The 11,894-nt window shown below is 66.1% G+C and carries 10 protein-coding genes; 3 read left to right on the top strand and 7 right to left on the bottom strand.

What is annotated here, in order from left to right; translation table 11 throughout:
* Positions 1 to 10: 10 nt before the first annotated feature.
* The gene (locus A5707_RS19725; protein ID WP_065016128.1) at positions 11 to 736 is read right to left on the bottom strand and encodes a FadR/GntR family transcriptional regulator; all 726 of its coding nucleotides are present in this window, start codon (positions 734 to 736) and stop codon (positions 11 to 13) included.
* Between the two features lie 26 nt (positions 737 to 762).
* Here A5707_RS19725 and A5707_RS19730 point away from each other — a divergent pair, with 26 nt between their 5' ends.
* From A5707_RS19730 to A5707_RS19740, 3 genes are read left to right on the top strand one after another with little or no spacing between them, the layout of a single operon-like run.
* Complete coding sequence (locus tag A5707_RS19730; protein ID WP_065016129.1) at positions 763 to 1,767, top strand: hypothetical protein; 1,005 nt, start codon at positions 763 to 765, stop codon at positions 1,765 to 1,767.
* The gene (locus A5707_RS19735; protein ID WP_065016130.1) at positions 1,764 to 2,090 is read left to right on the top strand and encodes a hypothetical protein; all 327 of its coding nucleotides are present in this window, start codon (positions 1,764 to 1,766) and stop codon (positions 2,088 to 2,090) included. Before A5707_RS19730 ends, A5707_RS19735 begins: the two co-directional genes overlap by 4 nt.
* Positions 2,087 to 3,949 (top strand): GMC family oxidoreductase N-terminal domain-containing protein, encoded by a 1,863-nt coding sequence (locus A5707_RS19740; RefSeq protein WP_065016131.1) that lies wholly within the window; start codon positions 2,087 to 2,089, stop codon positions 3,947 to 3,949. The genes A5707_RS19735 and A5707_RS19740 overlap by 4 nt, the downstream gene beginning before the upstream one ends.
* A gap of 11 nt (positions 3,950 to 3,960) precedes the next feature.
* Here the strand turns inward: A5707_RS19740 and A5707_RS19745 are convergent, their stop codons facing one another.
* From A5707_RS19745 to A5707_RS19770, 6 genes are all read right to left on the bottom strand, one after another.
* Positions 3,961 to 5,508: an MCE family protein gene (locus A5707_RS19745; protein ID WP_065016132.1), complete on the bottom strand. Its 1,548-nt coding sequence runs from the start codon at positions 5,506 to 5,508 to the stop codon at positions 3,961 to 3,963.
* 4 nt (positions 5,509 to 5,512) lie between these two features.
* On the bottom strand, positions 5,513 to 6,637 hold the full coding sequence (locus tag A5707_RS19750) for a virulence factor Mce family protein (RefSeq protein ID WP_419866451.1): 1,125 nt from the start codon (positions 6,635 to 6,637) through the stop codon (positions 5,513 to 5,515).
* A 26-nt stretch (positions 6,638 to 6,663) separates the two neighbouring features.
* Entirely contained in the window at positions 6,664 to 8,235 is a 1,572-nt protein-coding gene (locus A5707_RS19755; protein WP_065016133.1) for a virulence factor Mce family protein, read from the bottom strand.
* On the bottom strand, positions 8,232 to 9,785 hold the full coding sequence (locus A5707_RS19760; protein ID WP_065016134.1) for a virulence factor Mce family protein: 1,554 nt from the start codon (positions 9,783 to 9,785) through the stop codon (positions 8,232 to 8,234). The genes A5707_RS19755 and A5707_RS19760 overlap by 4 nt, the downstream gene beginning before the upstream one ends.
* On the bottom strand, positions 9,782 to 10,822 hold the full coding sequence (locus A5707_RS19765; protein ID WP_065016135.1) for a virulence factor Mce family protein: 1,041 nt from the start codon (positions 10,820 to 10,822) through the stop codon (positions 9,782 to 9,784). Before A5707_RS19765 ends, A5707_RS19760 begins: the two co-directional genes overlap by 4 nt.
* The coding region (locus A5707_RS19770; protein WP_065016136.1) for an MCE family protein at positions 10,819 to 11,894 on the bottom strand (1,076 nt) is incomplete at its 5' end. The genes A5707_RS19765 and A5707_RS19770, both read right to left, overlap by 4 nt.

An 11,894-nucleotide genomic window follows, 5' to 3' on the forward strand; every position in this document is an offset into this window, starting at 1 on the left:
GCCTGCCGCCCTACTCCTCGGGGTATGCCTGCCGGAAGCACTCGACCATGCGCAGCGCGCTGGCTTCCAGATAGGCCTCGACGCTGGCGGCAGCCGTCGCCGCTTGGCGCGCCAGCACCGCGTCGGTGATCGCACTCAGCTCGGCCAGCACCGTGTCGGCGTCGTCGTAGGCGGCGGTGAGCTCGTGTTCGCGACCGCCGAAGGCGTCTTCGACCCAGCGGTACAACAATCCCAGCGCCCGGTTGCCGGTGGCGTGGATCAGCACCCGGAAGAACGCCAGGTCGGCCTCCTGGCGCGCTTCGGATGTCGTCGCGCCGCGGACGGCGGCCAGCGCCGCGCGTAGCGCATCCGCGTCGTCGACGGTGCCGCGCTCGGCGGCCAACCGTCCGATGAACCGGCCGAACGCCGCGCGGATCTCCAACACCTCGCCCAGAAAGTCCGGGCCCAGCTTGCGAACCAGCGCCTCGACCACCGCCGGGTGGGTGAGCTCGTCGGGGTCGCAGACCACGTTGCCGCTGCCGTGCCGGGCCTGAATCAGACCCATGTGCTGCAGCCGGGCCAGGCCTTGCCGCAGCGAGGTGCGGTTGACGCTGAGTTGCTCGGCGAGTTCGCGCTCCGGCGGCAGGGTCGATCCGGGCGGGAAGACGCCGTCGAGGATCGCATCGGCGATCGACGCGGCGATTTGCTCGTCGATGCGCTGACGATCCGGCGGCCGGATTGGGCTTGACTGGTTCATTGGCTCAACCAATATACTCGAGCCCCATGGACGACGAGCTGCGCTCGGCTGCCGCGCCGCGCTGGCGTGGCCAGGCCGGGCGCCTGGAAGTCTGGTACGCCACGCTCTCGGATCCGATCACCCGCGCCGGGCTGTGGGTGCATCACGAAACGGTGGCGCCGACGCAGGGGCCGCCGTACGCACACGGTTGGTCGACATGGTTCCCGGTCGACGGGCCGCCGCGCACCGAACGCTTCGGCCCTGAACCGGTTGAGCCGGCGAGCGGGCCCGACTGGTTCCGGGTCGGCGACGCGCGAATCGGCTGCGACGAATGCGCCGGCCACGCCGGGTCACTGCGATGGGAGCTGCGCTGGAAGGACGCCGGCCGTCCGCTGTGGACGTTTCCGCGTGCGGCCTGGGAGCACGGGCTGCTGCCCGGCGCCCAGGTCGTGTGCGCCCCGACCGCACAGTTCACCGGCTCGATCAGCGTCGACGACACCGTGCATCGCCTCGACGGGTGGCGCGGCGGGGTGGCCCACATCTACGGCCGCGGTAACGCCAAGCGCTGGGGCTGGATTCACGCCGACCTCGGCAATGGCGACGTACTCGAGGTGGTCACCGCGGTCTCGCACACACCCGGGTTGCGCCGGCTGCCGCCGATGGCGTTCGTGCGGTTCCGCATCGAGGGGAAGGATTGGCCCGCCGGCGGTTTGCCGGCCCTGCGGATGCGCACTGCCCTGGGGCGATCGCAAGCGCGGCGGAGCCGGGCGCAGCGGGTCGCGCCGCCAGCCCTGGGGCGATCGCACTGGCAGCTGGAGGGCCGTATCGGCCGGCAGCCGGTGCTGATCCGTGTCGATCAGCCCGAAAACCGTTGTGTGAGCTTGGTCTACACCGATCCGGATGGGGCCACCGCGGTGTGCACCAACACCGAGCAGGCCGATGTTCACGTCGAGGTCGGTGATCGCCGGTGGTCGGTGATCGGCAGCGGGCACGCCGAAGTCGGCCTGCGCGGGCAAGCGGCGCCCGTCGTCAACGAAAGGATTCCGCGATGAGTTTTCTGCTCGATCCACCGATGCTGGTCGCCTCCGGGGTGATCATCGAACGCGGTCTGCCCGCCGAGCAACGTGACGCCGCCGAAGCCGCCACGCTCGGGGTGTTCTTCGGCGGCTCGTTCGGGCTGTACAACAACGTGCCGGGGCTGGGCCTGCTGTGGCGGCCCTTCCGGGCGCAGAACGGGCGCGACTTCATGTGGAACAGCGGGGTTTTCGGCGTGCGCACCCAGCAGTTGAATTGGCCGATGCATGCGGTGGCTGCCGCGATCTTTGCCACCTACCCGATCTTCCTCAAGCTCGGCCGCCGGCTCGGACGAACATGACTGGGCTCGCCGAACGGGTAACCGCCGCGTTCGGGGCTGCGCTTCTCCCGCCGGAACGCGGCGGGCCCTCACCGACCCAGCTGGTCGAACGCGTCGACCGCTACGTCACACAACTGCCTACGACATCCCGGCGTGCGATACGCGCAGGACTGCTATCTCTTGCTGCGGCAAGCTATCTCACCACGGGTCGGTCGATGTCCCGGCTCAGCCCGGATCGACGCACCGCCGTACTGGCCCGAATCGCCGCACTCAGCCCTGATGCCGGCGCGGCAATCGAGGGGCTCAAAGCCATTGTGCTGCTGGCCAATGGCGCCGACAGCTACGCTGCGGAGTTACTGCACCGCGGAACCGAATACGACGTGGCCCGCCCCGACGCGGCACTGACGGTCACCGCGTCGACCGACGCCCCGTCGATGATCCACGCCGACGCGGTGGTGGTGGGCTCCGGGGCCGGCGGCGCCATGGCGGCCCGCACGCTGGCCCGCGCCGGCATCAACACCGTCGTGCTCGAAGAGGGCCGGCGGTGGAGCGTCGAGGAATTCCGCGACATGCACCCGATCGACCGCTACGCCGGGCTGTATCGCGGCGGGGGTGCCACGCTGGCGTTGGGCCGCCCGACGGTGGTGCTGCCGATCGGGCGGGCGGTGGGCGGCACCACCGTCGTCAACTCCGGTACCTGCTATCGGCCCCCGCTGCCCGTCCAGCAGCGTTGGCGCGACGAGTTCGGTTTGGGGCTGGCCGATCCGGCTCGGCTGGCCGGTCACCTCGACGACGTCGAGCAGACGTTGCAGGTGGCGCCCGTGCCGTTGGAAATCATGGGCAACAACGGGCGGCTCCTGCTCGAGGGCGCTGCGGCACTGGGCTGGCAAGCGGCACCCATTCCACGCAATGCGCCGGGCTGCGGCGCGTGCTGCCAATGCGCCATCGGCTGTCCGCGGAACGCCAAATTCGGGGTGCATCTCAACGCGTTGCCGCAGGCCTGCGCGCACGGCGCACAGATCGTGTCGGGTGCCCGGGTCGAGCGGGTGCTGCACTCCGGTGGTCGCGCCCGCGGCGTGCGGGCCCGGCGCTCCGACGGTACCGCCGTCGACGTGCTTGCCGACATCGTCGTCGTTGCTGCCGGGGCGACCGAGACACCGGGATTGTTGCGCCGCAGCGGACTTGGCGGCCATCCACGGCTCGGCCGCAATCTCGCACTGCATCCGGCCGCGATGTTGGCCGGCTACTTCGGCGCCGAGATCATGGCCTGGCGCGGCGTTCTGCAAAGCGCCGCGGTCGACGAACTGCACGCGACGCACGGCGTGCTGATCGAAGCGACGTCGACTCCGCCGGGCATGGGGTCGATGGTGTTTCCCGGCTACGGCACCGAACTGCTGAGCTGGCTGGAGCGGGCGCCACAGGTCGCCACGTTCGGGGCGATGATCGCCGATCGCGGTGTGGGCCGGGTCTATTCGTCGCGCGGGCAGGCACTCGTCCGCTACGACATCAGCCCGGACGACACCGCCAAGCTGATCACCGCGCTGGAAGCCATCGGCAAGCTGCTGTTCGCCGCCGGTGCCGTCGAGGTGCTCACCGGCTTGCCCGGCGCGCCCACGGTGTCGTCGCAGCCTGCGCTGCAACGCCTGCTGCGGCGAACAAACCCGAAAAGCCTGCACCTGGCTGCTTTTCACCCCACCGGCACCGCCGCCGCCGGTGCCGACGAGCAGCGCTGCCCGGTCGACGCGACGGGCCGGCTGCGCGGTGTCGACGGGGTCTGGGTCGTCGACGCCTCGATTTTGCCCAGTTGTCCGGAGGTCAACCCACAGGTGTCGATCATGGCGTTGGCGTTGGCGGTCGCCGACGAAATCGTCGCTGCCTGAGCCGGATCGGCTCAGCCGGCTGGCGCGAGCATGGCCTTCCAGCCGTCGTCTCCGACTTCGGCCGAGTTGTGGACGGCCCACGTCACGCCGTCGGGACCCATCACTTCCCCGCTGGTCGGGCTGTAGATCGCGGTGGGGCTGGCAGGGGTGTAGACACACGGGTTGGGTTGCTGGCCATTGCATTGTACGGTGCCCGTTCCCGGGCGTTGCAGTGGATCGCTGCGCGGAGGAGTCGGCCCCGGCAGCTTGTCGGCGGGAGCCGGATTCAGGCCGTTGTTGACCGAGGGCGCCGGTATCACCTGGCCGGGGTTGACCGGCTGATCACAGCGCGCTCCGGGGGCCGGGCAGTTGAGGATCTGGTTGGGATCGCCGTACCACGGGTTGGTGCCCAACGGAACATACGGCTTGTCGTCGCGGCATTCCTTCGGGGTGGCCCTGCGCTTCCCGGGAACGTCGACACACGGCAGGTTACGCGCGCCGCGCACGGCGTTGGCCGGCGTGTCCTGTGGAATCTTGCAATAGGTTCCGCTCGGTAACGGCGCACGGCTGGTATCTGCCGGAGAGCGCCACTCCGAGGCGGGGATAAAGCCGGTCAGACACGGCGGCGGATTGTTGAGCGACAAGTTGAAGTCCATGATCACCGAGCCGGGCGACCCCGCGACCGCCGTCTGTGCGATTGATGCGACTTCCGGTAAGAACACCAGCAGCTGCTCGAGGTTCTTGTTGTACCGCTTGAGCATGTCGGTGACGATGGCAAGGTTCGCCAGGGTCTGCGGTAGCGCCTCTCGCACATCGCCGAACACCGCATTGACCTGATCTGCAGTCGGCGCGGCTTGGCGCAGAATGCTTTTCACGTTTTGGTCCTTGGCGGCGATCTGCTCACCCACCACATCGAGGTTGTGGGCCCACCGTTCGATTTCGTCCGTCGAGTTGACTTGGCTGTCCAGGATCGGTGCCGAGTGGGCAATGATGTCGTCGATGTCGGCAATGTTCGACTTGAAGTCGCCGACGATGGCCTGGGTAGAGTCGACGAGTCGCTGCAGCGACGGCCCTAATCCTCCGACGGCCTGCGCTGTCTCGTCGAGCAGCGATCCGATCTTTTCTTTGGGGAGCACCGACAGTCCCCGGTTGGCGGCGTCCAGGGCCGGACCGATCTCGCTGGGGACGGTGCTTTTGGTGATGGTCTGCCCAGGCGAGAAGAACTTGCCCGGATTCCCCGTCGAGACCAGATCCAAATACTGTTCGCCGATCGCTGACACCGAATGCACATTGGCGGACGCGTCGATCGGAATCCGGTACCGCTTGTCGATGCTGAGCGTGGCCCGGACCCCCTTTTTCGTCGGCTCGACCTTGGTGACCTTGCCGATCTGGATTCCCCCGTAGGTCACGTTGGAGGTCCGGTACAACCCGCCCGAAGCCGGTAACTCGGCGGTCAGGGTGTACTGGCCGACGCCGACCTGGCTCGGGATACGCAGGTAGTACCAGCCGAGCACCACCAGCGCGACCACCGTCAAAACGGTGAACACGATCAACTGGGCACGGATCATCCGCGTCAACATCGCGTCATTCCCCCCGCTCTACCGGAGCATCGGCCGGGTTGGGGGTGTAGCGGATGTCGGGAATCATCGTGGCGGGATCGCGACCCCAGGACTGCTCGAGCGCACGCAGGGCTCCCGAGAATCCAGTACCGGTCAGAGCCGCGTTGTCGATGGTGCTCAGCGTCAGGTCCAGTGACCCGGACACGTTGATGTAGTCGCCGCGCACCACCTTGGGCAACGCGTCGAGGGTGAACGGTGGCGAAAGCAGCAGTTTCAGCGACTCCACCAGATACGGCGAGGCACGGCCGAGTTGCTTGAGCGGCCGCTGCAGTAGTTGCAGGTCTTGATGCAGGTTGTCCTGCGACGCCGACAGCGTCTTGTCGGTGACGGCGCTGATGCGGCCCACCGCGTCGACGGCTTCGACGAACCGCTGGTGCTCGTCGGCGAAATGTTTGACCAGCGGCGGCAATTCGGTGAGTGCTCGATCCAGCACGTCAGTGCGGCTGCCTAGGTACGACAGCAGCCGGTTGGTCGAGTCGATAGCTCGAGTGATGTCGTCGCGCTGCTGGTTGAGTTGGCGGGTGAAGGTGTCCAGCTTGTGTAGGAAATCGCGGATCTGTCCGGCCCGTCCGGTCAAGATGTTGTTGACCTCGTTCTGGACGACCTCCAGATTCGGGATGCCGCCGCCGCGCAGCACCATCGCTACGCTGGCCAAGGTCCGCTCGATAGAGGGATACGCCGATGAGTTTTTCAGTGGGATGGTGTCGCCGTTCTGCAGCAGTTGCGGCGACGGGTCCCGCGGTGCGGCCAATTCCACATGCTGAGAACCCAATAGGCTGGTCTGGCCGATCTTCGCGGTGGCGTTTTTGGGCAGCCGGATGCCCTTGTCCAAATCCAGTGTCAGCGTGGCGATCCAGTTCTTCAGCTCGATTGCCCGCACCGTGCCGACGAAGACATCAGCGACGAGAACCCGACTGTTGCCGTTGAGCGCCAACGTGTCCGGCATCTGGACGTAAATCGTGTAGGAGCCGGGTCCGCTGCCCGGGCCGCCGGGCAGCGGGACATTGGCGATACCGCGCCAGTTCGCACACGACGTCAGCATCACGGCTGCCGCCAGCAACGCTACGCCTTGCCAAACCCGCTGGCGCACAGCGCATGCCGCGCTCCTCGTGCGCCTCACGAGCCGGGACCTGCCGGTCCGGGTGCCTCCGCGGCACCGAGTGGGGCCTCGGCCGGCGGTCCCGGTGCCGGCGCCGGCGCCGGCGACGGCAGCGGTTGCGGATACCACGGCGGCGGCAGCGGGTTGTTCTCGTCATAGGCATTCGGTGGCCCGGTCATGTTCTGGCGTGGCGGCGGTGCCGTGATATCCGGGCCACCCATGAGTTCGGCCAACGACGCTGGCGTCAGCAAGCCGGCGGTAGCAGGCGATACCTCGACGCCTTGCATACCGGGCGCGACAATCCAGCCCGGCTCGGAATTGCGGTGCGACCACGGAGTATCCGGGGAGAAAATTCCAGGCACCGTGGTGTCCTTGTAACCTGGCGGCGGCCGCAGCCGCTCTTCTGAGTACGCGATGTTTTTGGGCAACGTATCGGCGGTGGTGAACACGTTGATCCCGAACGGGGCGTAGTTGAATTTGATCGCATCCAGGACCGGAGCCAGATACTGGGCGCAGAGTTCGGCCGAGTCCTGATACCCCAGTCGGCTGCCGGCCTGAATCATGCTGCAGATGAACTGCATTGGGTTGGCGAAGTTGACCAGCGCCGGCACGCCGGTCAAGCCGCCGTGCGCCGGCTCGTAGATCCCGAGGACATTGGCGGCCATGTGGGGCAGGATGTGTAGCGCGGTCTCCAAGCCGTCTATCGGCGTCGGTTGCACAATGGCAGTGGTCACCTCGGCGAGGTTGTTGACATCATGCGTCAGCACGTCGCGGTTCTTGGACAAAAACTCCTGGCCGGTCGACAACAAATCGTCAGTCTGCTGTATCGCGCGGGCGACCGCCTGATCCGAGCTGGTGAAGATGTTGCTGAAGTGCGCGAGTTGTTGGTTGAGTTCGACGAATTGCTGGTCGTTTCGGTGCAGCGCGTTGACAAACAAGGCCAGGCTGCGCGCCACGGCGAAAAAGTCGCCGCGGCCCTCGTTGAGCGCGGTCAGCGCCGTCGAAAGCCCGTCCAGCGTGGTATTGAGTTGCTTGCCCTTGCCCGCCAGCCCGTCGGCGAACGACTCGATAACGTCGCCGAACGGGCCTTTGGGCTGTTCGGGTGTGGGGCCCAGCTTGTCGATGATGTTGGTGACCTGGTTGCGCAAATCGTCCCACTCGACCGGTACCTGGGTGCGTTCGATGGGGATTACGGCGTTGTCGCCCATCACCGCTCCACCGTCGTAGGGCGGCTCCAACTGGATGGCGCGCGAGGCCACCAGCGTGGGATTGAGAATCGCCGCCGAGGCGTCGGCGGGCACCTTGTATTTGTTTTGGTAGTGAAAGGTGACTTTCATCTTGTCGCCGGTCGGTTCGATCGCGTCGATCGCACCCACCCGCACGCCCATGATCTGGACCTTGTCGCCGACGTAGAGCGCGTTGGCCGCCGGAAAGTACGCAACGACGGTGTTGTTGGTCAGCCGATGGTAGAGCTGCCAGCCAGCGACCATCGCGACGAGCCCCAGCACCACCACGAGCGAACCGATGATGATCGTCACTCGGGAAAGCTTGGGCAGCTGCACTTTTCGAATATCAAAAATGGTGCTCATTGGCTGCTACCTCCCGTCCCGCCGGGCGTGATGAAGGGGGCCGGCAATTGCGGGCCTGGCCCCGGTGGTGCCGGCGGCCCCGGCGGGGGCGGGGCGGGCGGCACCGCGGGTAGCGGACCCGGTCCTGTTGCTGGGCCGACCGGCTCCGTGCGCGCCCCATGCGGCGCGGGCGGCAACGGCACCGGCGTGCCCGGAACGTCGGGCGGCGCAAGGCCTTGCCGCCCGCCGCTCGGGATGCCGGGTGTCGGGGGAAGGCCGTTGGGGTTGGGCGGCGAGCTCAGCACGTCGGGCAGCGCCGGGTAGGGGCCGTTGGGTCCGAATGGGCCTTGCTCCTGGTCGATACCCGCACATGGCATCGGGTTGCCCGGACGCGGAAGCAGTTCGGGCGACGGCGTATAGGAGCAGGGCGATCCCGGCGCCACGGCCGGGCCCGGATGATCCGGCGTGCCTTCCAAGACCGGCGGCGCGGGCGGCGGCGCACCATTGGGGAACCGTGTTCCGTTGGGGTCGGGGAATCGGAACGCCGGCAGCCCCGCGCTGCGCCAGAAGTCCTCCGGGTCAAGTCCCCGCTTCTTGAACGCCGCATCCACCCACGGCTGCAGAATTTGATACGGCAGCAGGTTGGCCACCATGACTTTGAAGTACGGCCCCGAACTGACCGCCTCGCTCAGCGACGCGGTGAACCTTTGCAAGCTCGTCAATACCGAGACAAGGTCGTTTTGGTGCTTGACCAGCACGTCGGTCACCGTGCGTAGTTGCTCGAGTAGGTGATTCAGGTTCGGGTTGTCGTTGATCAGGCCCTGCACTTGCCCGGAGAATGCCGCGACATTGCCGAGCAGCGCATTGATGTCGCGGTCGCGCTGGTTGAAGGCGGCTAGTAGCGCCCGGGCGTTGACGAGCAATGCGTTGATCTGTTCACCGCGGTCCCCCAGGACGCCGGCCACTTTCCTGGCCTGAGTCAGCAGGTGCTTGATCTGGTCGTCGCGTTTGCCGAGGGTGTCGGAGAATCTGGCCACCCCGTCGAGGGCTGCGCTCAGATGCGGGGAGGTCTGGCTAACCGTCTGGGACAAGACATTCAGCGATTTTTTGACCGTGTCGATATCCCAGCCGGCGGCGGCCTTGGTGACGTCGAAGAACGCGTCGTAAATCTGGTAAGGAGTGGTGCTCTGCCCTAGCGGCAGTACTCCGTTGGGGCGCAGCTTTTCTGAGCCCCACGGTTCGACCTCGAGTACCTTTTTACCCAAAACGGTCTCGGTCTTGATCGCCAGCCGGCTCTTGGTCCCGATTGTGTGGGTGCCGGTTGAGAACTTCATCACGATGTGGTTGCCCTCGATGGCGACACTCTGCACGGTGCCGACGTCCTTGCCTGCGATGCGCACCGTGTCACCCTTGGACAGTCCACCGGTGTCGGAAAACTGCGCGTAGTAGCTCGGCTGCGCAAACAGCATCGGCACACTGCTGAAACTTTGGCCCACACCGACAACGAGGGCAGCAATGACGATGGCCATCGCTCCCACCCGTACCCGGTTGGCAGGTTCCAGCGTTCTCATTGCAGCGTGCACCTGCCAGTCGGCTGTTGGAAGAGCCGCACCGTGCGTACGGGGCCGCCCGGCTGCAGTCCGTTGAGCTTGATGGAAAGGTCGCACAGGTAGAAGTTGAAGAAGTCGCCGTAGATACCGCCGATGCGGCCGACGAGGTTGAAGGCATTCGGCGTCTGCGACACCAGGTCCTCGATCTGGTCGCGCTTGTCGACCAGCGGCTGGGCGACGGTCTCCAGGTGACTCACGGTGCTACGCACCAGGTTCCGGTTGTCGGCCAGCAGATCGGCCACGGTTCCGGCCGCTCGGCTGATATGGGCCATCCCGGCTGCTAGCGGATCGGCGCGGTTTTTCAACCCGGTGATCAAGGTTTCGATGTTGTTGACAGTCTGGTCGAACTCCTGCCGATGCCGAACTGTGGTGTCCAGCAGCGTGTTCAGGTTGTTGATCACTTCGCCGATGGCCTGGTCGCGCTCGGCCAGATGGGAGGCCAGTTCGGCGGTCTGATCCAGGATGTCGTTGATGGTTCCGCCCTGACCCTGGAACACGGTGATGATCGACGAGGCGATGTCGTTGACCTTCTGTGGGTTCAGTGCCCGGAACAGTGGCTTGAATCCGCCGATCAGCGCGTCCAGGTCCAGCGCCGGCTGTGTCCGCGCCAGTGGGATGAAACCACCCGGGGGCAGGACTGTGTTGGCCGCCTCGCCCTCGCCGCGGCCGAGTTCCAGATAGCGGTTGCCGATCAGATCCTGGTAACGGATCTGTGCTGTTGTCGACTCGTAAAGCGGCACCGAGCGGTCGACGCGGAAAACGACCAGTATCCGCTTGTCGCCGTCGATCAGGTCCACCGATTTAACTTTGCCGACCTCCACGCCCGAGGCCCGGACGAACTGGCCGGCGCGTAATCCGCTGGCGCTGCTGAATTCCGCGGAGTAGCTGTTGGTCCGGTCGAATCGGATCTGACCGAAAACCACCACGATGATGGCAGTGAACAACAGCTGCACCGACGCGATGGCGACCAATCGGATAACCGGACCGGTGATTTTCATGGGTTGATCGTGTTCTCCCCGTACTGCCGTCCCCACACGTATTCGACGGCGAGTGGCTGGTTGAGTTCGAAGTGGTTGTAGGGCGCGATGTTGATGCCGGTGTCCATCACCAGATACGGTGCCGGCCACAGATCGCGGGTGATCGGCTGCCAGCAGCCCGGCGCGCCGCCCGGCCCACCTCTGGCGTTGGCCCGCGGCAGATTGTCGGGATACACATAGGGGTTCTCCGCACCGGTGATTGCCACCCCGAGCGCCGCGGAGTACTGGTTGCCGCTCTCCAACTGGGTGATCTTGGGAACGAGGTTCGCGATATTGCGGATCGTGCAGAACAGCGCGGGGCTGTGGGTGTCGAGTAGCCGGGTAGTCGGAACCAGGTCGGCGATGACACGTTCCAGATACGGTGCGGCCCGCTCGAAGACGTCGCCGGCGGTGTTGCCGAAGCCGATCGCCGCCAACAGCGCGGCATCCAGATCGTCTTGTTGCGCGTTGATCGTGTGCGCCGTGGTCAGCGCATTGTTGATGAAGTCGACGAGATCGGGTGCCGCGTTCGCGTAGGTCTCCGTCAGCGCCGCGACTTGCCGAATGTCGTGGCGGATCGTCGGCATCCGGGCATTCACGTCGTCGAGGATGGCGTTGCCGCTGACGATCGAAGCCCCGAACTTCTTGCCTAACCCGCTTAGCGCCTCGGCAACCGCGCTCAGCGTCAGGTTCACCTTGACCGGATCGACTTGCTCGGATAGCTCCATCAGCGTCTCGAACAACGTGTTGAATTCGGTGGTCACCGACAGAGCGTTGATGACGTCGCCCGGCGAGATCGACTGGGGGGACGGGTCTTGCGGCGCGGTGAACGAAACGTATTTGTTGCCGAACACCGTGGTGGCCTGGATTTTGGCGTCGACGTTGGCCGGAATCAACTTCACATATTTCGGGTCGACATCGAGCGCCAACTTGGCCGCCGGCCTACCGTCCCGGTCAACCTCGGAAATCTCAGCAACCCGGCCGACCTCGACGCCGTTATAGGTGACCTTGGCTCCCTTGTCCATCACCAGTCCGGCCCGCGCGGTCAGCATCG

The sequence above is a fragment of the Mycobacterium kyorinense genome (assembly GCF_001672775.1).
Lineage (GTDB): Bacteria > Actinomycetota > Actinomycetes > Mycobacteriales > Mycobacteriaceae > Mycobacterium > Mycobacterium kyorinense_A.

Excerpts from the sequence above, each read along its gene's own strand:
- A5707_RS19725 (WP_065016128.1), bottom strand. The coding sequence starts at position 736 with ATGAACCAGTCAAGCCCAATCCGGCCGCCGGATCGTCAGCGCATCGAC.
- A5707_RS19730 (WP_065016129.1), top strand. The coding sequence starts at position 763 with ATGGACGACGAGCTGCGCTCGGCTGCCGCGCCGCGCTGGCGTGGCCAG.
- A5707_RS19735 (WP_065016130.1), top strand. The coding sequence starts at position 1,764 with ATGAGTTTTCTGCTCGATCCACCGATGCTGGTCGCCTCCGGGGTGATC.
- A5707_RS19740 (WP_065016131.1), top strand. The coding sequence starts at position 2,087 with ATGACTGGGCTCGCCGAACGGGTAACCGCCGCGTTCGGGGCTGCGCTT.
- A5707_RS19745 (WP_065016132.1), bottom strand. The coding sequence starts at position 5,508 with ATGTTGACGCGGATGATCCGTGCCCAGTTGATCGTGTTCACCGTTTTG.
- A5707_RS19755 (WP_065016133.1), bottom strand. The coding sequence starts at position 8,235 with ATGAGCACCATTTTTGATATTCGAAAAGTGCAGCTGCCCAAGCTTTCC.
- A5707_RS19760 (WP_065016134.1), bottom strand. The coding sequence starts at position 9,785 with ATGAGAACGCTGGAACCTGCCAACCGGGTACGGGTGGGAGCGATGGCC.
- A5707_RS19765 (WP_065016135.1), bottom strand. The coding sequence starts at position 10,822 with ATGAAAATCACCGGTCCGGTTATCCGATTGGTCGCCATCGCGTCGGTG.